Genomic DNA, 22,676 nt, shown 5'->3' with positions numbered 1-22,676 from the left:
GATGATCGACCACCACAAGGAGCCGCGATGCGTGTCGCCCTGTTCCTGACCTGCGTCAACGACACGCTCTATCCGGACACCGGGCGCGCCGTGGTGAAACTGCTGACCAGACTGGGCGTCGCCGTCGACTTCCCGATGGCGCAGACCTGCTGCGGGCAGGCGCACTACAACACCGGGTACCGGCATGAGGCGGAACCGCTGGCCCGGCATTTCTCCGATGTCTTCCGGGACTACGAGGCGATCGTGACGCCGTCCGGGTCGTGCGGGGCGATGGTGCGGGAGCTGTATCCGCGGATGGGCGAGCGGGCCCGGGCCGAGGGGCGCGGGGACACCCTCGCGGCCGCCTTGGCGCCGGTGGTGCCGAAGACGTACGAGCTCACGGAGTTCCTGGTGGACGTGCTGGGGGTGACGGACGTCGGGGCGTACTACCCGCACACCGTGACCTACCACCCGACCTGTCACGGACTGCGCGGTCTCGGGCTGGGCGACCGGCCCCGGCGGCTGCTCCAGGCCGTGAAGGGGCTGGAGCTGGTCGAACTCCCGGGCGCCGACGAGTGCTGCGGCTTCGGCGGCACCTTCGCCCTGAAGAACGCGGACGTCTCGGCGGCGATGGGCACGGACAAGGTGCGCAGCGCCGAGTCGACCGGCGCCGAGGTGCTGTGCGCGGCCGACAACTCCTGTCTGATGCACATCGGCGGGACGATGACCCGGCTGAAGACGGGCATGCGGCCGGTGCACATCGCGGAGATCCTGGCGAGCACGGAGGAGGAACCGGCGGCATGAGCGGAACGTTCGTAGGGATGCCCGCATTTCCCCCGCCCGCCCACCCGGCCTTCCCGGAGGCCGCGCACGAGGCGGTCAACAACCCGACCCTGCGGGGCAATCTGCGCCACGCCACGCACACCATCCGTGCGAAGCGGGCCAAGGCCGTCGCGGAGATGTCCGACTGGGCGGAACTGCGGGAGGCGGGCAAGCAGATCAAGGACCACACGCTCCGTCACCTGGACCGGTATCTCGTACAGGTGGAGGAGTCGGTCACGGCCGCGGGCGGCATCGTCCACTGGGCCGCCGACGCCGACGAGGCCAACCGGATCGTCACCGAACTCGTCAAGGAGACGGGCGAGTCGGAGGTCGTCAAGGTCAAGTCGATGGCGACACAGGAGATCGGGCTCAACGAGGCACTCGAAGCCGAGGGGATCCACGCCTACGAGACCGATCTCGCCGAGCTGATCGTGCAGTTGGGCAAGGACCGGCCCTCGCACATCCTCGTCCCCGCGATCCACCGCAACCGGGGCGAGATCCGGGACATCTTCGCGCGCGAGATGAGCGAGTGGGGCCGCCCGGCCCCCGAAGGGCTCACCGACACCCCCGCCGAACTCGCCGATGCGGCCCGGCTGCACCTGCGGGAGAAGTTCCTGCGCGCCAAGGTCGGCATCTCCGGCGCCAACTTCATCGTCGCCGAGACCGGCACGCTGGTGGTCGTGGAGTCCGAGGGCAACGGGCGGATGTGCCTGACCCTCCCCGAGACGCTCATCTCGGTCGTCGGCATCGAGAAGATCGTGCCGACCTGGCGGGACCTGGAGGTGTTCCTGCAGACCCTCCCCCGCTCCTCGACGGCCGAGCGCATGAACCCGTACACGTCCATGTGGACCGGCACGACGGACTCCGAAACAGCCGACGGGCCGCAGACCTTCCACCTGGTCCTGCTCGACAACGGCCGCACCGACACCCTCGCCGACGAGGTCGGCCGCCAGGCCCTGCGCTGCATCCGCTGCTCGGCGTGTCTGAACGTCTGCCCGGTGTACGAGCGGGCCGGCGGCCACGCCTACGGCTCGGTCTACCCGGGCCCGATCGGCGCCATCCTCAGCCCCCAACTCCGGGGCACGGCAAGCGAGATCGACGCCTCCCTGCCGTACGCCTCGTCGCTGTGCGGGGCCTGCTACGAGGTGTGCCCGGTCGCCATCGACATCCCCGAGGTCCTGGTGCACCTGCGGGAACGGGTCGTCGAGGGCGGCCCGGTGACCCGGGAGGGCAACAAGGTGGTGCTGAAGCCCGCGAAGGGGCATGCCGCCGAGCGGGCGGCGATGCGTGCGGCGCGCTGGGCGTTCGCGCGCCCGGGGGTACTGCGCACCGGTCAGCGGCTGGCCTCGCGCACCCGTCGCTTCCATCCGCGCACGCTGCCCGGTCCCGGCAGCGCGTGGAGCGGGACGCGGGATCTGCCGCCGGTACCGGCGGAACCGTTCCGCGACTGGTGGCAGCGGACGCAGGGCGGGAACGGCGACAAGGGGGCCGCGAAGTGAGCAGCAGGGAGCGGATCCTGGGCCGGGTGCGGCGCGCGCTGGCGGACGTACAACAGGACGACACGCCGTACGAGCAGGCGCTTTCGCGGGACTATCTGCGCGAGCACGGTGACCGGAGTGTCGAGCAGACGGTGGATCTGCTGGCCGAGAACCTGGCGGACTACCGGGCGATCGTGCACCGCTGCACCACCGCGGACCTGGCGGCGACGATCGCCGGGATGCTGGCCGCGCGGGGCTCGAAGACCGTACTGGCACCGCCGGGTCTGGACCCGCAGTGGCTGTCGGCGGCGGAGGCCGAGCGGGTCTGCGACCGGGCGGAGAGCACCCCGCACGAACTGGACCGGGTCGACAGCGTGGTCACCGCGTGCGCGGTGGCGATCGCCGAGACGGGCACGATCGTCCTGGACGGGAGCCCGGACCAGGGCCGCCGCCGCATCACCCTCGTCCCCGACCACCACATCTGTGTCGTACGGGTCCCCGAACAGGTCGTGGCGTCGGTCCCGCAGTCCCTCGAACGGCTCGATCCGACCCGCCCGTTGACCTGGATCTCCGGGCCGTCCGCCACCAGCGACATCGAACTGGACCGGGTGGAGGGGGTGCACGGGCCGCGCACCCTGGAGGTGGTGCTCGTGACGGCTTGAGCCGCGGTCGTCAGGACGGGTGCCGCCGGTGAGCGGTGTGCGGCAGGCGCCTCGGTGACGGACGCCTGATCAGGAGTACGCGACGGGGCAGCCGCGGCGCAGTGAGTGCTGGGCGGCGCGGAGGTACATGGCCACGTAGAAGGCGGTGTCCAGGTCCTCGCTCCACGGTCCCCGCCGGGCGGCGGCCAGGTCCTTGGCCGGGCCGTCCAGGAACCACAGCGTCAGGCCGAGGTTCTCGAACACCTGCGGCACCTCGGGCGGCAGCCCGATCACCGACGCCAGCCGCTGCGCGAGGGCGAGCACCTGAGGCGCCCCCGCGATCACGGTCGTGTCCGTGTAGGCGGAGCCGATGGGCAGATGTATCTCCTGGTCGAGCGAGACCGGCACGAGCACCGACCAACCGCAGAGCGTCTCTTCCTCCTCCCGCGTCAGGTGTGCGCGGCACAAGGCGCCGAACCCGTCCATGGAAGGGCTCAGCTTCTCCTCGAACCACACGGCCGGGCCCGGCTCCGGAACGGACTCGTACGGCGGCAGCCCGCGGCGTCTCAACTCCTCGTTCAGCGCCGAGGCGATCGCGCCCTTCCCGCCCTCGCCCTCGTCCTCGCTGAACCATTCCTGCGCATCGACGCCGACCAGATAGACACCCATGCCCGCAACGTACAAGGCCCCACTGACAACCCGATTCAGCGGCCTGCGTCCTCCGGGGTGGCGTCGGTCGTGGTGGTGAGCGCCCTCTCGTCCTGGCCGCTCGGCACGGCCCGTCCCGCCCGGGTCGTGCCGACGCCCATGAGGTCCACGCGTGCGGTGTCGATGCCCGGTCGGCGTCAGTGCCCGTAGGCGGGCTCGACGCAACCGCCCTCCATGTAGGGCCCGTGGGCCTCGATCGTGCTCTCGTGGGTCGGCAACAGGGTTCCCGTGACGCACACTCCGTCGAGGCCGATGACGAACTGGACGCCCTGGCCGGTGCTTCGGACCTGCTCGACCTGGTAGCCGTAACCGAGACGGGACAGCGCGGCGTCGACCTCCGCCCTGTCCACGGGGACGCTCCTCAGGTTCTCCGTGAGCCGCCCGACGTGCACGTCGCCCCGGCAGACGGCCAGGCCTTTGAGGGGCAGGGCGCGCCGATAGGCGTTGTTGTCGGCGTAGTTCGGGGGCCGGTCCTCGACGGCATCCGTCGAGGGCGAGGCGGAGCTCTCCTCGGCGGACGGCGGCGGTGTCGTGGTGCCGCACACCGAGTCCTCCGCCTTCCGCAACTCGGCGCTGATGTGACGCGGGGCGGGCGAGTACGACGGCGCCGTCGCCGTCGCCGCGGGACTCGGGGTGGTGGCCGTGGACTCCGCCCCGGCGCGGATGTTGCCGCAGCCGGCCAGGGTGAGGACGGTCACGCCCGCCACGGCGTAGCGGCCGATCGTGCTTCTTCGCATCCGACGAGTCGATCAGGACAGGCCGGGTGGTGCTGTGGCGGAAGCCATACCTCCGGTCACAGGCGTGTCACAGCTTCCACAGGAGCATCGTGGGGAGCGTCTCCTCCAGGATGGGCCGCCGGGGCAGGGTGAGACCGAAGTGCCGCTCGATGACCTCCAGTGAGGTCCGGTGGACGACGCGCCGCTCCAGCTCCTCGTCGGGCAGTCCGGCGGCCGTCAGCCGTTCCTGCACGGCGGACGCCACCTCGGGGTCCCCGTGCGGCTCGCCGTATGCCCACGTGCTGTCCAGGTGCAGGTTGAACGCGCACATCAAGCGCTCGTCGTGGAGGTATGCGAACCGCGGAGGCACCGGCTTGCCGTTCTCCTCCTGGTACTCCAGCAGGAAGACGTCCGCGCCACCGCGCGAGACCGGGGGCGGGTCGCCGAACTCCCCCTGCCAGCCGCCGTACTTGACCACGTACGCCCACTCGTCGATCTCGCCGTGGCGCAGGGCGACGCCGTTGTGGACGTCCCCGAAGAGGCCTTCCAGCAGGTCCTGCACCTGTCGGCCGGTGAGCTCTCCGACGGACCGCTTGTCCCGGCGCGGGCCGGACACGGTGTCGGCGACGCGCGAGGCGAGTGTCTCCGAGGCGAGGTCGCGGGCGATCACGATGCCGTAGCCGCCCCAGGCGATGGACCGGGGCTCGGCGAGCCAGGCTATTCCGTCAGTCATGGAGATCACCTTGGCGCATCGGGCCGTTGGGTGTCACTGAGTACACCCCGGGATACGGGTTCTGCGCCCCATGTGCTCCGGCGGCCGTCTCCGTAGCTTCTTGAGCGAGGCACAGGGCGTGCCGGACGGGGAGTGATGACGATGTTTCGCGCAGGCTCGCGACGTACGCACGACACGGGACCCGCCGCCGAAGCACTGCGGCTGGTCAAGGTCAGCAAGACCTACGGGACGGACGAGAGTGCCGTGACCGCCCTCGACGGGGTCACACTCACCCTCGGCCGCGGCACCTTCACCGCGGTGATGGGGCCGTCGGGCTCCGGCAAGTCGACGCTGTTGCAGTGCGCGGCCGGCCTCGACATGCCCGACAGCGGCATCGTGCGGGTGGACGGCACCGAGCTGACCGGGGGCGGTGAGGCCGAGCTCACGAGGTTCCGGCGCGGCCGGATCGGGTTCGTGTTCCAGCAGTACAACCTGCTGGACACGCTGACCGTCGCCCAGAACACGGTGCTGCCGCTCAAGCTCGCCGGGCGACGCGTGGACCGTGAGCGGGCCCGCGAGGTACTGACGTCCGTCGGGCTCGGTGACCGCCTCGGCCATCTCCCCGACCAGCTCTCCGGCGGCCAGCGCCAGCGTGTGGCGATCGCCCGCGCCCTGGTCACCGAGCCCCGGGTGATCTTCGCGGACGAGCCGACGGGCGCCCTGGACACCCGCAGCGCGCGAGACGTGCTGCGGCTGCTCCAGCAGACGGTGCGGGTGCACGGGCGGACCGTGGTGATGGTGACGCACGACCCGGTCGCCGCCTCCTACGCCGACTCCGTGCTGTTCCTCGCCGACGGCCGGCTGGCCGGTCGGATGGACGCTCCCACGGCGGACGCGGTCGCCGAGCGGCTGGCCCATCTCGGCGACGACACGATGGCGGGGGTGTGAGCGATGTTCATGCTGGCCATGCGGTCGATCCGGCAGCGGCCCGGACGGTTCCTCGCGACGCTGCTGTCCGCCTTGCTGGGCGCGGCGATCATCATGACGTTCAACTCGATGCACGACACGGCGGCGCAGGACGGCGTCGACTCGGTGAGCTCGCAGACACTGACCACCGCGGCGAGCGTGGTCGGCGGCTACGGCACGCTCCTGGTGTTCTTCGCCGTCGCCTCGTCACTCACGGTCAACGTCCGCCAACGTGCGGCCGAGTTGGAGCTGCTGCGCTGCTCGGGGGCGACTCCGGCGCAGATCAAGCGGATGGTGGTGGGTGAGGCGGTGGCCGTGGCCCTGGTGGGCGCCGTGCTGGCGATCGGTCCGGCGGTGCTCGGCGGGCGGGCGCTGCTGGAGGTGTTCCAGGACAGCGGGCAGGTCGCGCGTACCGTCGACCACTCCTTCGGTCCCTTCGCGCTGCTGTCGGGTGTGGACGTCACACTGCTGGCGGCTGCCGGCGCCGCGTTCCTCGCCGTCCGGCGGGCGACGCGCGGGCACGAACGGCGGGGCAGGGGACGGACGTTCTTCGCGTACGCCGCGCTGCTCACCGGAGCCGCGGCCGTGTGCTCCACCTTCGCTTTCTCGGCGACGGACGCGGCGCTGATGGCTGCGCCCGCGTACGGGGCGATCCTGTTGTCGGTGGGCTTCGCCCTGCTGTCGCCGCGGCTGCTGAAGGGCGTGCTGGACCGGCTGCCGCTGACCGGCGCGAGCGGCTGGCTGGCGGTGCGCAACCTGCGCCGCCGGGCGGAGCACCTCGCCGGGATCCTGATGTCGCTGATCCTGTTCACGGCGGTCGCCACGGCCACGCTGTACATGCAGGCGGTGGAGAGCGACGCGGTCGACGCCTCGGGTCCGACGAAGTCGGTCGACGCCAAGAACCTGGAGACGCTGAACTTCACGGTCGTCGGCATCATCGTGGTGTTCGTCTGCGTGATGCTGGTCAACTCGCTCTACGCGGCGACCACTTACCGCGGCCGGGAGTTCGGGCAGCAGCGCCTCGCGGGGGCGACGCCGGGGCAGGTCCTCGGCACGGTGGGCGCGGAGGGCCTGGTCCTGACGGTCACCGGCCTGTTCTTCGGCACGGTGGCCGCGCTGGCCGGGATCATCCCGTTCACCGTGGTCCGCACCGACTCGGTGCTGCCGGGTCAGGGCCTCGGTATCTGGCTCGCGGTCGTGTCGGTCGCGGCGGCGGCCACGCTGGGGACGAGCCTGGTGACGGCCCGGCGGGTGCTGCGTACTCCGGCCGTGGCGGCGGTCGCGGTGGCTGCGTGAGGACGAGGAGAGGGGGCGGCCGTTTCGACGGCCGCCTCTGTCTTTCCCTCACCTCTGTCTTTCCCTCACCGGATTCCTGGTGACACAGGCGCTGAACAAGCGCTTAGATAGGTGGCGGTCCAGGTATCGCCGCCGAGCTGGAGGCCCCCGTTGTTCACTTCCGTCGACGATGTCTCCGCACGTCTCGCCGAGACCGGTTATCTCGCGTCCCCCGCCGTCGCCACGACCGTCTTCCTCGCCGACCGTCTCGGCAAGCCGCTGCTCGTGGAGGGCCCCGCCGGGGTCGGCAAGACGGAGCTCGCGAAGGCCGTGGCCCAGGTCGCGGGGGCGCGGCTGGTGCGCCTGCAGTGCTACGAGGGCGTCGACGAGTCCCGGGCGCTGTACGAGTGGAACCACGCCAAGCAGTTGCTGCGCATCAGCGCCGGCCGGGACGAGACCTGGGACGAGGCGCGCACGGACATCTTCAGCGAGGAGTTCCTGCTCCCCCGTCCGCTGCTGACCGCGATCCGCGGCGACGAGCCCAAGGTGCTGCTCATCGACGAGACCGACAAGGCGGACGTGGAGGTCGAGGGTCTCCTCCTGGAGGTGCTCAGCGACTTCCAGGTCACCGTCCCCGAGCTGGGCACGATCACCGCGACCCGGCGCCCCTTCGTCGTCCTCACCTCGAACGCGAGCCGTGAGCTGTCCGAGGCGCTGCGCCGCCGCTGCCTGTTCCTCCACATCGGGTTCCCTCAGGAGGAACTGGAGCGTCGGATCGTACGGCTCAAGGTGCCCGGTCTGGACGAGGCGCTGGCCGAGTCGCTGGTCCGGGTGGTCGGCGCACTGCGGGCCATGGACCTGCGGAAGGTGCCGTCGGTCGCCGAGACCATCGACTGGGCGCGCACGCTCCTCGCGCTGGGTGCCGACACGCTCGACGAGACCGTTGTACGGGACAGTCTGGGCGTGCTGCTCAAGCACCAGGACGACGTCCTCAAGGCCGGTGCCAAGCTGGACCTGGGAGCTCTGTGAGCACGCCGGCCGGTGTCCCGGAGCGGCTGACGTCCCTGGTCGGCGCTCTTCGCGCGCACGGTGTCCGGGTCGGCACCGGGGAGACCGTGGACGCGGCGCAGGCGGTGGCGGCACTCGGGCTCGCTGACCGTGAGCTGCTGCGGGAGGGGCTGGCGGCGACGCTGCTGCACGGCACGGCCCAACGGCCGGTGTTCGACCCGGTCTTCGACCTGTACTTCCCGCGGGGCGTGGGAGCGCCGGAGACGGAGGCCGCGGACCGGGACGGCCTGCGCGACCGGCTCGCGGCCGCGCTGGCCGCCAACGACCGGGCACTGATGGGCCGGTTGGCGGCCGAGGCGGTCGACGGTTTCGGCGGATACGGTTCCTCGCCGGCGTCGGACGGCTGGTCGTCGTACCAGACGCTCGATCGGATCCGCCCGCAGACGCTGCTCGCCCGCGTACGCGACGACGTGCGGGCGCAGGGCCGCGGCCAGGGGTTCACGGATCGGCTCCTGGAGGACGAGATCCGGCGGCGCATCGAGGCGTTCCGCGCCCTGGTGGGAGCCGAGGCCCGGCGGCGGGTCGCCGAGCGGCGGGACCGGGACGAGATCGCGCGGCGGGCGGTGGCCCCGACCGCCGACCGGGTCGACTTCCTGTTCGCCGGGAAGGACCGGCTGGCCGAGCTGCGCAGGACGGTGCAGCCGCTCGCCCGCAAGCTCGCCACCCGGCTCGCGGCCCGGCGGCGGCGTGCCGCGCGCGGCAGCATCGATCTGCGGCGGACGCTGCGCGGGTCGCTGTCGACGGGCGGGGTGCCGATGCGGCCCGTGCTGCGCCGGCGGCGTCCCGCCCGGCCCGAACTGGTGCTGCTGTGCGATGTGTCGGGCTCGGTGTCCGGGTTCTCGGACTTCACGATGCTTCTGGTGCAGGCGTTGCACGACCAGTTCAGCAAGGTGCGGGTGTTCGCCTTCGTCAACCGGATCGACGAGGTGACCCGGCTGCTCGTACACGGTGCGGCCGACCCGGAGGGTCTGGGCGCCCGGATCCGCGCGGAGGCGACGCTCACCGGCTGGCACGGAAGCAGCGACTACGGCGTCGCGCTCGGCGAGTTCGCGGAGCGGTACGGCGACGCGGTCGGCCCGCGCACCACCGTGTTCGTCCTCGGTGACGCCCGTACGAACATGAGCGATCCGAACCTGCCCGCCGTCCGGCAGATCGCCGAACGGGCCCGCCGTGTCTACTGGTTGAACCCCGAGGCGCACACCCAGTGGGGCACGGGCGACTCCGCCGCCCCCGCCTACGCCGAAGCCGTCGAGATGCACGAATGCCGCAACACCCGCCAGCTCAGCGCCCTGGTGGGGCGTCTGCTGCCGGTCTGACTCGCGGTGCCCCGGCTGAGGCCGCCCCTCGTGAGCAGCTCGGCTCATCCCGGAGACGTAGGGCTTGTCCCCGATAGCCGTCCCGCCTTCCCGCCTCTACGCTCCGCAGCAACAGAGGGGGACCGATGAAGGCAGTGGTCCAGGACAGGTACGGCTCGGCGGACACCCTGGAAGTCAGGGAGGTCGACGCGCCCGTGCCCGCCGCCGGCGAGGTGCTGGTGCGGGTGCACGCGGCGGCGCTCAACGCCTACGACTGGCATCTCATGCGCGGCGACCCGAAGATCGCCCGCCTGGCGTTCGGACTGCGCGCGCCGAGGGCGAGGATCCGCGGCCGGGACTTCGCCGGGCGGGTGGAGGCCGTGGGTGCGGGGGTCGGGGGACTGCGCCCCGGCGACGAGGTCTACGGCGAGGCCGACGGCGCCTTCGCTCAGTTCGTGTGCGCCGCCGACGACGCCGTGGACCTGAAGCCGGCCGGCCTCACCTTCGAGCAGGCAGCCGCCATCCCCCTCGCCGCGAACACCGCGCTCATCGGCCTGCGCGACCTGGCCGGGGTCCGGGCGGGCCGGACGGTGCTGGTGAACGGGGCGTCGGGCGGGGTCGGCACGTTCGCGGTGCAACTCGCCAAGGCGTACGGCGCGGAGGTGACCGGCGTGTGCAGCACACGCAACGTCGACCTCGTCCGGTCGCTCGGCGCGGACCACGTCATCGACTACACGCGGGAGGACTTCACCCGCGGCGGACTCCAGTACGAGGTCGTACTGGACCTGGTGGGCAACCATTCCCTCGGCGCGTTCCGGCGCGCCGTGACCCCCACCGGGACGCTCGTCCTGTCCGGCGGGGGTGTGTTCGAGGGCGGCAGCCTGGTCGGCCCGATGGGGCTCTTCTTCAAGCGGCGCCTGGTGTCGCCCTTCGTCCGACAGCGCCTGCTCGAACTCCCGGCAAAACCCGGCAAGGCCAACCTCGCGGCGCTGCGGGAGCTCGTCGAGGCCGGGAAGATCGCCCCGGTCGTCGACCGCACGTATCCGCTGAGCGAGGTGCCCGAGGCGATGCGGTATCTGGAGGTCGAGCACGCGCGCGCGAAGGTGGTCGTCACCGTGTGAGGCGTGCGCCCGCGGTCGGCGTCAGTCGGCCTTCGCGTACTCCTTGGCCATGCCTCCCGCGAAGTCGTACACCACGGCCTGTTCGTCGCCGACGACCCAGGCGTCATGTCCGGGCGGGCACACGAAGACGTCGCCGGGACCCACTTCGCTCTCGCCACCGTCGTCCATGCGGATGTGCATGCGCCCCTGCACGACATAGCCGTTGTGGTGGACCTCGCAGCTGTCCGTGCCCGCGATCGGGGCCACGGACTCCGACCAGCGCCAGCCCGGTTCGAAGGTGGCCACGGCGAAGTCGAGTCCACTCATGTGGACGGCTTCGAGATGACCCCGGGGGAAATCTCGGCGCTCGTCCGGCTTGTCGAGCGTCTTCACCTCGATCATGACGACTCTCCCTTCCGGCCGGGCTCTGTACGGCCGGGGCCGGCCTCCGTCTCCCGCCCACCGCGAGCGGCACCGGCGGGGGCCGTGCCCCACCACTCCATCGTCCGCCCGTCCGCCGGGAACCGCCATTCGGGTGACGGCGCCGCCGCGTCAGTCCATGCCCCCGCACAGCCGGGCGAAGCGCTCCGCATCGACGTTCCCCCCGGAGATGATCACCCCGACCCGGCGTGGCAGGCTGCCCATCCGGCCCGCGAGCAGGGCGGCCAGCGGCGTGGCACCGCTCGGCTCGACGACGATCTTCAGACGCTCGAACGCGAACCGCATCGCCTCCCGGATCTCGTCGTCCGAGACCAGGGCGATCTCGTCGACGAGCAGCCGGTTGATGGAGAAGGTGAGTTCGCCGGGTGTGTGCAGGGCCTGGCCGTCGGCGATGGTGTGCGGCACGGGGATCTCGATGCGACGGCCCGCCTCCAGGGACCGCTTGGTGTCGTCCCCCGCCTCCGGCTCGACGCCGATCACCCGCAGGTCCGCGTGCCGGCCCTTGGCCGCGGTGGCGCTTCCGGCGATCAGTCCGCCACCGCCGACCGGAGTCATCAGCGCGTCCAACTCCCCCGTCTCTTCGAGGAGTTCGAGTGCCGCCGTGCCCTGCCCGGCGATGACATGGGGGTGTTCGTAGGGCGGGATGACCGTCAGGCCCCGTTCGGACGCCAGGGCCTCGGCGATGGCGACGCGGTCGCCGGTGTAGCGGTCGTACGTCACGATCTCGGCGCCGTAGCCCGCGGTGGCTTCCCGCTTCGAGGCCGGGGCGTCATGCGGCATCACGATCACCGCGGTGGTGCCGAGCTCGCGGGCGGCGAGGGCGACGGCCTGGGCGTGGTTCCCGGAGGAGTAGGTGGCGATGCCCCGGGCGAGCTGCTCCGGGGTCAGCCGCGAGGCCGCGTTGTAGGCGCCGCGGAACTTGAAGGCTCCCACCCGCTGGAAGTTCTCGCACTTGAGGAAGACCTCGGCGCCGACGAGCGCGTCGAGGGTGCGGGAGCGCAGCACGGGTGTGCGGTGCGCGACGCCCTTGAGCCGGGCGGCCGCGGCACGGATGTCGTCGAGGGTGACCGGCAGGGTGGTGGGCGTCACGCGTGTCCTCCGGTGGAGTCGGGGGTCGCGTCCGTCGCGGCCCGGGCCTGGGCGAGGTAGCTGTACGCGGAGGCGCGGGAGATGCCGAGCCGGGCGGCCACCTGCTCGACCGAGCGGCGCACCGCGAACACCCCGCGCTCTTCGAGGCTGCGGAACAGCTCCAGGCGTGCCGCGCGGTCGAGGCCCGCCCACGCCCGGTCCTGTCTCAGGTGGTGGTCGTCGAGGATGACGTCGACGACGGAGTCGATGTCGTTACCGAAGGTGGTGACCGGGAGTTCGGCGGACGGCCGGCCGAGGCCTGCGAGCGCGCCGAGCACGGTGTGGGCCTCGGTGAGCGCGGTGACGTCCAGGTTCACGCACACCGCGCCGAACACCGCGCCCGTGGAGTCCCGCAGCACCATCGTGGACGACTTGACGGTCTGTCCGGTCCGGGTCCTGGTGACGTAGTTCAGCTCGTCGTCCGCCTCCTCGCCCCGGGCGACGATCCGCATGCCGATCTCGCTCATCGCACCGCCCACCGCGCGCCCCGTCACCGAGCCGGCGATGGCGACCACCGACTCCTCCGGGCGCCGGTAGTCGTGGAGCACCACCTCGCACACCGGGCCGAACGTGGCCGCGATCCCGTCGACCACCGGGACCAGCGCGGCGATGACCGCGTCCCGCTCCGCCTCCACCCTCGCCCCGCCCACCGGCATGCCCTTCCTTCCACCACCACCAGGACTTCTAGACTACACGTCCAGCCACTGGACCGACAGTCCAATTCCTTTCTGCGCACTCATCTGCGTCCGGGATCTTGACGGCGACTATGTTACCGGTAACATCACAACGGTCGGAGCGATCGAGAGGTGTGCTGTGCCGGGGGGAAAACGAGTTGTCGACAGCAGCAGGCCGATGTCGTCCACCCGAGTACGGCCGGGCACGCCGGTCTTCAGTCCCGCCGCCGTGGCCGCCTCCTGCGTGGGCTTCGTCCTCATCGGCGCGCTCCAGGCGCTGTACGGGCCGGCCATCCCGGCCTTCCGCGGGGAGTTCGGGCTGTCCCCCTCGGCCGCGGGACTGGGGCTGAGCGCCCACTTCGTCGGCGGGGTCGCGGGTGTGCTGCTGTTCGACCGGCTCTACGGCCGGCTCGGCAACCGGCAGATCCTCGGCGCCTCGTACCTGCTCATGGCGGTCGGCGCGGCAGGCTTCGCGCTCGCGCCGAACTGGCCCGCCGCACTGACCATGGCGCTGCTGGCCGGGCTCGGCTTCGGCGGGATCGACTACGGCCTCAACCAGCTGTTCGCGGTCGGTTTCGGTCGCCGTTCGACCGCGATGCTGAACATCCTGAACGCGCACTTCGGCATCGGCGCGATCCTCGGTCCGGCGCTGATCGGCGTGGTCGGCTCCGCGCACTACCCGGCGGTCTTCCTCGGTTTCGCGCTCGCCAACCTGCCGTTGCTGCTGTGCCTGAAGGGCGTACGCGACCACGCGCCCGGACCGACCGACGGCCCCGAGAGCGGCGGGCGACGGGTCCTCGGCCGCAGCCTGGGCTCGGTGCTCGCCGTGTTCGTCGCGCTCTACGTGCTGCACGTGGGCATCGAGGCGGGCGTCGGCGGCTGGGAGCCGACCCATCTGGAGACCGTGGGATACGGCGCCGGGGTCGCCGCGACCGCGACCTCCGTGTACTGGCTGATGATGACCGTCGGCCGGTTCCTGGTCGCCCCGGTCGCCCTGCGCTTCTCCGCCCAGGCCATCATCACGGTCTCCTGCGCGGGCATGACGGTCTGTCTCCTGCTGGCGTCGATCCCGGCGCTCGCGCCGTACGCCTACGCCGGTGTCGGTCTGTTCATCGCCCCGATCTTCCCCACCGGCCTGCCCTGGCTGCACCGGGCGGCCCCGAGCGCCCGGCGGGCCGGAGCCCTGGTCATCGCCGCGTCCATGGTCGGCGGAGTCGCGGCGGGACCGGCGCTCGGCAAGGCCATCGAGGCGGCCGGCATCCGGTCGGTGCCGCTGCTGCTCGGCGGTGTCTCGGCGCTCTGCCTGTCCGCCACGCTCTGGCTGATCCGCAGCACGCGAACTCGTTGAACCGGGGCGTACGTGAGCCCGTTGAACCGCGCTGTCGAACCCGAACCGAAGGGAAGCACCCGCATGCCCGCTCTGACGACCTCGTCCGACGGCTTTTTCCTGCACGGCGAGCCGTTCCGGATCATCTCCGGGGCCCTGCACTACTTCCGCGTCCATCCCGACCAGTGGACCGACCGGCTGCGCAAGGCACGTCTGATGGGCCTCAACACCGTCGAGACGTACCTGCCCTGGAACCTGCACGAGCCGGAACCCGGCACGCTCGTCCTCGACGGGCTGCTCGACCTGCCCCGCTTCCTGCGGCTGGCCCAGGCGGAGGGCCTGCACGTGCTGCTGCGCCCCGGGCCGTACATCTGCGCCGAGTGGGACGACGGCGGGCTGCCCGCGTGGCTGATCTCCGACCCCGACATCCGGCTGCGCACCAGCGACCCCCGCTTCACCGATGCCTTCGACCGCTACCTCGACCTGCTCCTGCCGCCGCTGCTGCCGCACCTCGCCGCGAACGGCGGCCCGGTGATCGCCGTACAGGTGGAGAACGAGTACGGGGCGTACGGCGACGACATCGCGTACCTCAAGCACGTCGAGCAGGCGCTGCGTTCGCGCGGGGTGGAGGAGCTGCTGTTCACCTGCGACCAGGCCAACGCCGAGCACCTGGCCGCCGGAAGCCTGCCCGGCACGCTCGCCACCGCGACCTTCGGCAGCCGGGTCGAGGAGCATCTGGCCGCGTTGCGCACCCACCAGCCCGAAGGCCCGCTGATGTGCGCGGAGTTCTGGATCGGCTGGTTCGACCACTGGGGCGGGCCGCACCACACGCGTTCGGCGGCCGACGCGGCGGCCGACCTGGACCGGCTGCTGTCCGCCGGTGCCTCCGTCAGCATCTACATGTTCCACGGGGGCACCAACTTCGGCTTCACCAACGGCGCCAACCACAAGCACGCCTACGAGCCCACCGTCACGTCCTACGACTACGACGCCCCGCTCACCGAGAGCGGCGACCCCGGCCCCAAGTACCACGCGTTCCGCGAGGTCATCGCCCGGCACGCACCGGTCCCTGACGAGCCCGCCCCGGCCCCGGGCCGCAAACTCCCGCTCACGGACGTCGACCTGGACCACCGGGCGCCGCTGCTTCCGTACCTCCGCGGGCCGGCCGCAGCGGTGCGCTCGCAGGACCCGGTGACCATGAACGAGCTCGGGGTGCACACCGGTCACGTGCTCTACCGCACCAGCGTTCCGGCCTCGGGCGACGGGCTGCTGCACTTCGCGGGCGGGGTGGGCGACCGCGCCCAGGTCTTCGTGGACGGCGCCTGCGTCGGCGTACTGGAGCGCGAACGCCACGACGAGACGCTGCCCGTGCGCGTGCCGCACGCCGGTGCCGTGCTGGAGGTTCTCGTGGAGAACCTGGGCGGCGTCAACTACGGGCCGCGCATCGGCGCGCCCAAGGGCCTGCTCGGTCCGGTGTCCTTCCAGGGCACCGCCCTGCACGGCTGGGAGTGCCGGGCCGTTCCCCTCGACGACCTGGCCGCCGTGCCGTTCGGCCCGTCCGACGCCGCCACGGACGCCGTCCCCGCCTTCCACCGGGGCACCTTCGACGTGGACACCCCTGCCGACGCCTTCCTCGCCCTCCCCGGCTGGACCAAGGGCCAGGCCTGGGTCAACGGCTTCCACCTCGGCCGCTACTGGAACCGCGGCCCGCAGCGCACGCTGTACGTCCCCGGCCCCGTCCTGCGCTCGGGCTCCAACGAACTGGTCCTGCTGGAGCTGCACGCCACGACCGGCACCCGCGCCCAGCTGACCGACACTCCCGACCTCGGACCGGAGAACGACTGATGACCCACCCGCACCGCCTGCGCGTCCCCTCCCCCGCCGGTCCGCCGCTCACCGGGCACCTGCCCTTCGCGGATGCCCCCGGGGTGCCCGACCCGATCGCGGTCAACAGCCGTTGGCTCACGCGTGGCGGCCGCCCCTGGTTCCCCGTCTCCGGCGAGTTCCACTACTCCCGCTACCCCGCCGGGGAGTGGGAGGAGGAGCTGCTGAAGATGAAGGCGGGCGGGGTGACCGTCGTGGCCAGTTACCTCATCTGGATCCACCACGAGGAGATCGAGGGCCGCGTCCGCTTCGACGGCGACCGCGACCTGCGCCGCTTCGCCGAGCTGTGCGCCCGCCACGGCCTGGACTTCATCCCCCGCATCGGACCCTGGTCGCACGCAGAGGTCCGGGGCGGCGGCCTGCCCGACTGGCTGCTGGCCCGCGACTGCACCCCGCGCACCGACGACCCCGCCTACCTGGAGCCCGTCCGCGCCTGGTTCACGGCGATCGCCGAGCAGCTGCGCGGCCTCGACCGGGCGCACGGCGGCCCGATCGTGGCGATCCAGATCGAGAACGAGCTCTACGACCAGCCCGGCCACCTCCTCACCCTGAAGCGCATGGCCCAAGAGGCAGGAATGAGCGCCCCGCTCTGGACGTCGACGGCCTGGGGCGGGGTCCAGCTCCCGCCCGACGAACTGCTTCCGCTGTACGGCGGCTACACCGAGACCTTCTGGACCGAGGCGGACGGCGGCTGGCCCGACACCTGCCGCAAGCACTTCTTCTTCACCCACCAGCGCGACGACGAGGGCATCGGCGCCGACCTGAGGCCCACCACCGTGCGCGGCGGCGAGCCGGACGCCTTCGCGGACCGATTCCCCTGGGCGACCTGCGAGTTGGGCGGCGGCATGGCCGTGTCGTACCACCGCCGGCCGCGCGTCGACCCCGACGACATCGGCGCCCTCGGCCTCACCAAGATCGGCTGCGGTTCGGTCTGGCAGGGCTTCTACATGTTCCACGGCGGCACCAACCCCGCCGGTGAACTCACCACCCTGCAGGAGTCCCACGCCACCGACTACCCCAACGACCTGCCCGTCCTGACGTACGACTTCCAGGCCCCGCTCGGCGAGTACGGCCAGTACCGGCGGACCTACCACGAACTGCGTCTCCAGCACCTGATGTTGGCGGACTTCGGTCACCTCATCGCGCCGATGGAGTCCGTGCTGCCCGAGCGGCAGCCGGCGGCTCAGGACGACCGGGAGACCCTGCGCTGGGCCGTGCGGAGCGACGGCGCCTCGGGGTTCCTGTTCGTCAACAACCACCAGCCGCACGAGCCTCTGCCGGACCACCCGGACACGTCGTTCACGGTCGGATTCCCGGACGGCTCCGGTGAGTCGACCCTGCCCAGCACTCCTGTCACCGTCCCGAGCGGCGCCTACTTCTGCTGGCCGCTGCGGCTCGACGTGGCGGGGCTGCGGCTGGAGTGGGCCACCGCCCAGCCGGTGTGCACGGTCGACGTGGACGGCCGTACGGTCCTGGTACTGGCCGCGACGGACGGCATCGCCCCCGAACTCGCCCTGGACGCCTCGACGGTGGCGTCGGTCGGGGCGCCGACCGGGGACATCACGCCCGTCGGCGACCGGCTGCTGGTGACCGGGCTGCGCCCCGGCACCGACGCCCTGGTCGAGGTGGAGACGGCACACGGCCGACGGGTCGGCCTGCTCGTCCTCGACGCGGCGACGGCTCGTACCGCCTACCGGGGCCGGGCGTGGGGTGCCGAGCGGCTGGTGCTGTGCGGGGACGGGGTCGTCTTCGACCGCGAGGAGGTACGGCTGCACGGCTCGCAGGCGCCTGTGTCGTTCGCGGTACTGCCCGCACCGGAGCGGACACCGGTGGTGGACGGGGTGCCGGTGAGCCCGGAGGCGGACGGGGTGTTCACCCGTTACGCGGTCCCGTCTCCAGAACGCGGAGAGGACACCCCTCAGGTCACTCTCGTCCGGCCCGCCGGTCCGGCGCCCGAGACCGCGACCGGTGTGCAGGGCCGGGCGAGCGCGCCCGCGGACAAGTACTTCGACACCGTCGCCGCCGAGTACCGCGTCGACGTGCCGGACGACCTGCCGCCGGGGACCCTGCTGCGCCTGCACTGGACCGGTGACGTGGGGCGGGCGTACGTGGGGGACACGCTCGTCGCCGACCAGTTCTTCTCGGGGCGCGGGTGGGACATCGGCCTCGACCGGCTGCCCGCCGGCGCCCTGCGCGCCGACGGTCTGCGGCTGAGGGTGCTGCCCCTGCACGCCGACGCCCCGGTGTACGTGCCGGAGCAGGCGGGCGGCGCCGGGGAGACGGCGGCCGTCGTGCGCGCCGAGTGGGTCACCGCCCGCACCTGGACCGTCCGGGCCGGCTGACCGCTCGACCGTACCGCCCGAGGGTCCGGCGCCCCCGAGCCCTCGGGACTCTCCCGCCTATGCTGTGGTCCTGCCGGGCGGGACCACACCGCCGCCACGACGTCGAGGAAACCGCCACCATGACCCGAAGCGCCGCCGACGGGGCCGTCCCGAAGGGGCGCAGCAGACGGAACTTCGCGGGCTCGCGCCCCGTGATGGACGACGTGGCCCGACTGGCCGGTGTCTCCAAACAGACCGTCTCCCGCGTGCTGAACGACCACCCCTCCGTCCGCCCGGAGACGCGCGAGGGGGTCCTGGTGGCCATGCGCACGCTCGGCTACCGGCCCAGCCGCAGTGCCAGGTCGCTGGCTAGCGGCCGGACCCGGATGCTCGGGGTCATCTCCTTCGACGCCGCCCGCTACGGACCCGCCGCCATCCTCACGGCGATCAACACCGCCGCCCAGGAGGCCGGTTACCTGGTCAGCTCCATCGCCCTCGACACGGCCGACCACGACACGGTCATCGAGGCCGTGAACCGGCTGTCGGCCGAGGGCGCGGACGGCGTGATCGCCATCGCCCCGCAGCTGTGGGTGGGCCGCGCCCTGGCCGACACCCACCTCGACACACCGCTGGTAGTACTGGAGAACGGCCTCGACGATCACACCGAGCTGGTCACCGGCGACTCACGGACCGGGGCCCGCAAGGCCATCGAGCACCTCCTCGGGCTCGGTCACGCGACGGTGTGGCACATCGCCGGCCCGACCGGCTGGACCTCCGCCGACCACCGGCTGGACAGCTGGCGGTCGACCCTCGCCGCGGCCGGCGCCGAGATCCCCGAACCTCTGGTCGGCGACTGGAGCGCCGACTCCGGGTACGAGCGGGGCCGACGACTGGCCGCGCGCCCGGACGTCACGGCGGTGTTCGCCTCCAACGACCAGATGGCCCTCGGCGTCCTGCACGCCCTCCACGAGGCCGGCCGCTCCGTGCCGGGCGAGGTCAGCGTCGTCGGCTACGACGACATCCCGGAGGCCGCCCATCTGCTGCCGCCGCTGACCACCGTGCGCACCGACTTCGCGGAGATCGGCACCCGCTCCCTGCGCCTCCTGCTCAACCGCATCGACGGCTCCGCCGGACCCGAGCAGCCGGAGTCCCTCGTCCCGGTCGACCTCGTCGTCCGCCGGAGCAGCGGGCCGGCGCCGCGCTGAGTCGTCCGCCGCACCTGCCCGGCTCCATGCCGAAGGATCAGCAGCCGCCCGAATCCGACGAGGACGAGGGTGAGGAGGGAAGGTACGACGACCCGATCCGGTACACGCCCGCACTGCCGACCGTCAGCCTCGTGAACTCGCCCTCCTGGCTCAGACAGCCGCCCTCGACCCGCAGCCACGGCGAGTACGCGATCCGTACGGTCACCGAGCCCGGCTTCGGTATGCGCACGTCGAGTTCGGCATCGGTCGTACGGACCACGGTGGCGGGGGCCGACACCAGCGGTACGGCGTTCCGCACCCGGTAGACCTTCCAGTGCGCGTCGCGCCACACCGGTTCCAGCCACGCGGCCCCGCCGCGCACCAGACGCGCCTCGGCCTCCCCGTACCGGTCGGGCTCGGTCGCAGGCAGCACCACGAAGCCGACGGCCCAGCGGGCCAGCCAGGCCCGGTAGGACATCGGCGTCAGCGTGCCGTCGTAGAAGAGGCGGCCGCGTGTGACGTCGAGCTGGGTGTTCCAGCCGCGCGCCATGTTCACGTACGGGGCGAGCAGGGCGGCCTCGCGGTGGTCGTGGGCCGGGACGACCTCGACGCGGGCGCGGTCCGCGCCGAGCCGGCCCAGGGCCCGCACGACTCCGTGGCTGTCGGCCGCCCAGGCCGGCACCTGCCCCGTCCCGCGCAGGAAGGAGGTGGGCGTGCCCGATCCCAGCCAGAACAGGGACCCGGCGAGCGCCAGCGCGAGCACACCGCGCCCGTACCGCGGGCGCCGTTCCGCCGAGAGCAGGGCGGCGAGGAGCACGGCGGGCGCGAAGAGCAGCGCGAGCCGCTCCACGTTGGCGCCGATCGGCGAAGGGATCAGATAGGTCAGGACGACACCCGCCGTGTACACGGCGCCGCCGAGTCGCACGACGCGCCAGGCGCGCGGCGCACACACCGCCACGGCCGCGCCCAGCAGGGCGGGCCACAGGATCCGTCCCGCCGCCATCGGTTCCTCGCCGTGGAAGGGGAACAGCAGTGTGGTCGCGCCCACCACCACGAACGGCGGGACCGCCAGCGCGGCGGCCCGCCTCCCGTCGCGGAGCAGCGCGTAGGCCGCGCCGGCCACCACGAGGAACAGGCCGGCCACCGGGCTCGCCGTCGTCGCGAGCATCGCGTACCCGGCCGCCAGTACGACCCGCCGCTCGCCCACCAGCAGCACACAGGCAGCCAGGGCGAAGGCGACGCCGAGAGCGAAGGTCACGCGGCCCGCCGCCACGTCGACCCACAGCCCGAACGCGGCGAGCAGCGCCGGTGGCAGCGGGCATCGGATCCCGGACCGTACGAACAGGACCGCGGTCAGCCACCCGGCGGCGAGACCGGAGGCGACGGCGATCGTGCGCACGCCGAAGAAGCCCATCAAGTACGGAGAGAGCACGCTGTAGTTCGCCGTGTGGACCCCGCCGTACCAGAACAGGCCGTACGCCGAGCCGCCGTGCTCGGCGGCGAAGCGCGCCCATGTCTCCTGGGCCGCGAGGTCCCCGCCGCCGTTGGCGCGGAAGAACGCCCACACCAGGTACAGCGGAAGCATGGTGAGGGTGGCGAGGGGGACGCGGCGGCGACGCGCGAACGCCGGGATCCGGCGGTACGGCGGCTTCCGGGGCGGCGTCGCGGCGTCCGCCTGGGCGGGAGCCGGCACGGCAGGAACTGTCATGAGGGCGGCGTCTCCGTTCGGGAATGAGGCGCAGCCTGGTCGGTGCCGGGTATGCGGGCGCGACCGGCCGGGACATCACGGCGCCGGTGGCGTACGCGGATGTGCCCTGGTCAGGGAGGCCGTCGGCTGCGATCTCATTCTTCGGCCGTGGGCAGGTGCCCGGCATCGGCCGAACGGCCGGAGGCGCGGCGGTGGGGCATCGTCGTGGATCGGCCATTCGGCCGAGGCGGCTGCTGGAGGCGTCGGGCCGCGCGCGACGGGAAGGTGACGACAGGGCCCGGCGGTGGCCCGGCGGTGGCCTAGCGGTCGAACTTCCAGGTGACGGAGGAGTCGGTCACTGCGACGACCTTCACGGGAACGTCGACCAGCGAGCCGTCGCCCCTGGTTCCGTGGCAGGTGAGCCTGGTCCCGGCGACGGCCTTCAGACCGGTCGGGCAGGACATGTCCGTCAACGAGGTGCCGACCCAGGGCAGCGGGTGGTACAGGCTCAGCGTCCGCCCCGCGACGATGTTCGATTTCAGAACCCAGTGACCGTCGATCGTCACCGCGCTGTAGTGGTCAAGGCCGGTGGTCGACTGCGTGGCGCTGACCTCATGGGTGAGCAGGAGGACTGGCCCGAGCACGGCGACGGCGCCCACGACGACACCGAGGATCTTGCTCCGCACCTGACGCTCCTGACCACGACCCGTGACGCGCGGCAGCGTAGTGCAGAAGGCCACGGAGGGCCGTGCCGTGCGACACACCCTCGCGGCCCGCGTCGAGCGGGAGGCCACGGGCGGCCCGAACGCTGGTCCTCGGCGAACGCCGGTCGGGTCTGGACGCCTCGGCCCACGGGGCCCTGGCCGAGTTCATCGACGAGGTCTCCGGCAGGGGCGGTTCGGTGGTCTTCACCGACCAGGTGAACTGGCTTGCCTGCCGGGTGTGTTGGATGCCGCCCGCCGGGACGGGGCCATGGTGGTGCGGGTCGTGCGGGTCGTGCGGGTCGTGCGGGAACACTCGGACACCGTTCTGCTGAAGGCTCTGCGACATCGCTGGTCGGTTGCGGGTCTCACCGGGGCCGCGGGAGACCGCGGCCCCGCGGCCCCCGTTCGGACGTCAGGAGGGATGCCCGGTGATCGCCCTGGTCCGCTACGCCTCGGCCGCCGGGGCCGCGCTGGTGTGTGCCGTCCGGCCGACCATGGCGCTGGTCGGCCTCGAGGACCAGCCGCACCGCTCGATCGTCGTCGTCAACGCGGGCGGCTCTCTTCGA

General features: G+C 72.3%; 20 protein-coding genes. 12 read left to right on the top strand and 8 right to left on the bottom strand.

Annotated elements, in window-relative coordinates:
* Positions 1 to 27 precede the first annotated feature (27 nt).
* From ADK57_RS26425 to ADK57_RS26415, 3 genes are read left to right on the top strand one after another with little or no spacing between them, the layout of a single operon-like run.
* Entirely contained in the window at positions 28 to 783 is a 756-nt protein-coding gene (locus ADK57_RS26425; RefSeq protein ID WP_053752074.1) for a (Fe-S)-binding protein, read from the top strand.
* A complete protein-coding gene (locus tag ADK57_RS26420) occupies positions 780 to 2,300 on the top strand; it encodes a LutB/LldF family L-lactate oxidation iron-sulfur protein (RefSeq protein ID WP_053752073.1) in 1,521 nt (506 codons plus the stop codon). The genes ADK57_RS26425 and ADK57_RS26420 overlap by 4 nt, the downstream gene beginning before the upstream one ends.
* A complete protein-coding gene (locus tag ADK57_RS26415) occupies positions 2,297 to 2,941 on the top strand; it encodes a LutC/YkgG family protein (protein WP_053752072.1) in 645 nt (214 codons plus the stop codon). The genes ADK57_RS26420 and ADK57_RS26415 overlap by 4 nt, the downstream gene beginning before the upstream one ends.
* A gap of 69 nt (positions 2,942 to 3,010) precedes the next feature.
* Here the strand turns inward: ADK57_RS26415 and ADK57_RS26410 are convergent, their stop codons facing one another.
* The 3 genes from ADK57_RS26410 to ADK57_RS26400 all read right to left on the bottom strand — a co-directional run bounded on the left by ADK57_RS26410 (position 3,011) and on the right by ADK57_RS26400 (position 5,077).
* Positions 3,011 to 3,589 carry a hypothetical protein gene (locus tag ADK57_RS26410; RefSeq protein ID WP_053752071.1) on the bottom strand — a complete coding sequence of 193 codons (579 nt, stop codon included), beginning with the start codon at positions 3,587 to 3,589 and terminating at the stop codon, positions 3,011 to 3,013.
* A 176-nt stretch (positions 3,590 to 3,765) separates the two neighbouring features.
* Positions 3,766 to 4,365 carry a hypothetical protein gene (locus ADK57_RS26405; protein WP_053752070.1) on the bottom strand — a complete coding sequence of 200 codons (600 nt, stop codon included), beginning with the start codon at positions 4,363 to 4,365 and terminating at the stop codon, positions 3,766 to 3,768.
* A 67-nt stretch (positions 4,366 to 4,432) separates the two neighbouring features.
* A complete protein-coding gene (locus tag ADK57_RS26400) occupies positions 4,433 to 5,077 on the bottom strand; it encodes a hypothetical protein (RefSeq protein WP_053752069.1) in 645 nt (214 codons plus the stop codon).
* A gap of 135 nt (positions 5,078 to 5,212) precedes the next feature.
* Here ADK57_RS26400 and ADK57_RS26395 point away from each other — a divergent pair, with 135 nt between their 5' ends.
* From ADK57_RS26395 to ADK57_RS26375, 5 genes are all read left to right on the top strand, one after another.
* Positions 5,213 to 6,004 carry an ABC transporter ATP-binding protein gene (locus ADK57_RS26395; RefSeq protein ID WP_053752068.1) on the top strand — a complete coding sequence of 264 codons (792 nt, stop codon included), beginning with the start codon at positions 5,213 to 5,215 and terminating at the stop codon, positions 6,002 to 6,004.
* Between the two features lie 3 nt (positions 6,005 to 6,007).
* Complete coding sequence (locus ADK57_RS26390; protein ID WP_053752067.1) at positions 6,008 to 7,318, top strand: FtsX-like permease family protein; 1,311 nt, start codon at positions 6,008 to 6,010, stop codon at positions 7,316 to 7,318.
* Positions 7,319 to 7,468: 150 nt separating this feature from the next.
* Positions 7,469 to 8,326, top strand: coding sequence for an AAA family ATPase (locus ADK57_RS26385; protein ID WP_053752066.1), 858 nt, complete (start codon positions 7,469 to 7,471; stop codon positions 8,324 to 8,326).
* Positions 8,323 to 9,681, top strand: a complete 1,359-nt coding sequence (locus tag ADK57_RS26380) for a vWA domain-containing protein (RefSeq protein ID WP_053752065.1) — start codon at positions 8,323 to 8,325, stop codon at positions 9,679 to 9,681. Before ADK57_RS26385 ends, ADK57_RS26380 begins: the two co-directional genes overlap by 4 nt.
* A 125-nt stretch (positions 9,682 to 9,806) precedes the next feature.
* On the top strand, positions 9,807 to 10,781 hold the full coding sequence (locus tag ADK57_RS26375; RefSeq protein WP_053752064.1) for an NAD(P)-dependent alcohol dehydrogenase: 975 nt from the start codon (positions 9,807 to 9,809) through the stop codon (positions 10,779 to 10,781).
* Positions 10,782 to 10,802: 21 nt separating this feature from the next.
* On the opposite strand, the gene ADK57_RS26370 is transcribed toward ADK57_RS26375, so the two are convergent.
* The 3 genes from ADK57_RS26370 to ADK57_RS26360 form a co-directional block, all read right to left on the bottom strand.
* A complete protein-coding gene (locus tag ADK57_RS26370; RefSeq protein WP_053752063.1) occupies positions 10,803 to 11,162 on the bottom strand; it encodes a cupin domain-containing protein in 360 nt (119 codons plus the stop codon).
* 150 nt (positions 11,163 to 11,312) lie between these two features.
* A complete protein-coding gene (locus ADK57_RS26365) occupies positions 11,313 to 12,290 on the bottom strand; it encodes a threo-3-hydroxy-L-aspartate ammonia-lyase (RefSeq protein WP_053752062.1) in 978 nt (325 codons plus the stop codon).
* A complete protein-coding gene (locus tag ADK57_RS26360; RefSeq protein ID WP_053752061.1) occupies positions 12,287 to 12,985 on the bottom strand; it encodes a helix-turn-helix transcriptional regulator in 699 nt (232 codons plus the stop codon). The genes ADK57_RS26365 and ADK57_RS26360 overlap by 4 nt, the downstream gene beginning before the upstream one ends.
* A gap of 196 nt (positions 12,986 to 13,181) precedes the next feature.
* On the opposite strand from ADK57_RS26360, the gene ADK57_RS26355 reads away from it, so the two are divergent.
* The 4 genes from ADK57_RS26355 (at position 13,182) to ADK57_RS26340 (ending at position 19,740) form a co-directional block, all read left to right on the top strand.
* Entirely contained in the window at positions 13,182 to 14,351 is a 1,170-nt protein-coding gene (locus ADK57_RS26355) for an MFS transporter (protein ID WP_053752060.1), read from the top strand.
* Between the two features lie 63 nt (positions 14,352 to 14,414).
* A complete protein-coding gene (locus ADK57_RS26350) occupies positions 14,415 to 16,175 on the top strand; it encodes a glycoside hydrolase family 35 protein (protein WP_053752059.1) in 1,761 nt (586 codons plus the stop codon).
* Complete coding sequence (locus tag ADK57_RS26345; protein ID WP_053752058.1) at positions 16,175 to 18,556, top strand: beta-galactosidase; 2,382 nt, start codon at positions 16,175 to 16,177, stop codon at positions 18,554 to 18,556. Before ADK57_RS26350 ends, ADK57_RS26345 begins: the two co-directional genes overlap by 1 nt.
* Before the next feature lie 119 nt (positions 18,557 to 18,675).
* The gene (locus tag ADK57_RS26340) at positions 18,676 to 19,740 is read left to right on the top strand and encodes a LacI family DNA-binding transcriptional regulator (protein ID WP_053752057.1); all 1,065 of its coding nucleotides are present in this window, start codon (positions 18,676 to 18,678) and stop codon (positions 19,738 to 19,740) included.
* Positions 19,741 to 19,777: 37 nt separating this feature from the next.
* Here the strand turns inward: ADK57_RS26340 and ADK57_RS26335 are convergent, their stop codons facing one another.
* Complete coding sequence (locus ADK57_RS26335; RefSeq protein WP_234390426.1) at positions 19,778 to 21,427, bottom strand: hypothetical protein; 1,650 nt, start codon at positions 21,425 to 21,427, stop codon at positions 19,778 to 19,780.
* A 299-nt stretch (positions 21,428 to 21,726) separates the two neighbouring features.
* Positions 21,727 to 22,092 carry a hypothetical protein gene (locus tag ADK57_RS26330; RefSeq protein ID WP_053752056.1) on the bottom strand — a complete coding sequence of 122 codons (366 nt, stop codon included), beginning with the start codon at positions 22,090 to 22,092 and terminating at the stop codon, positions 21,727 to 21,729.
* Positions 22,093 to 22,676: the final 584 nt, after the last annotated feature.

It is taken from the genome of Streptomyces sp. MMG1533 (assembly GCF_001279775.1).
In the GTDB taxonomy this organism is placed as follows: domain Bacteria; phylum Actinomycetota; class Actinomycetes; order Streptomycetales; family Streptomycetaceae; genus Streptomyces.
Note: the sequence above shows the minus strand (reverse complement) of the source record. Positions and strands in the feature narration are given on the sequence as shown.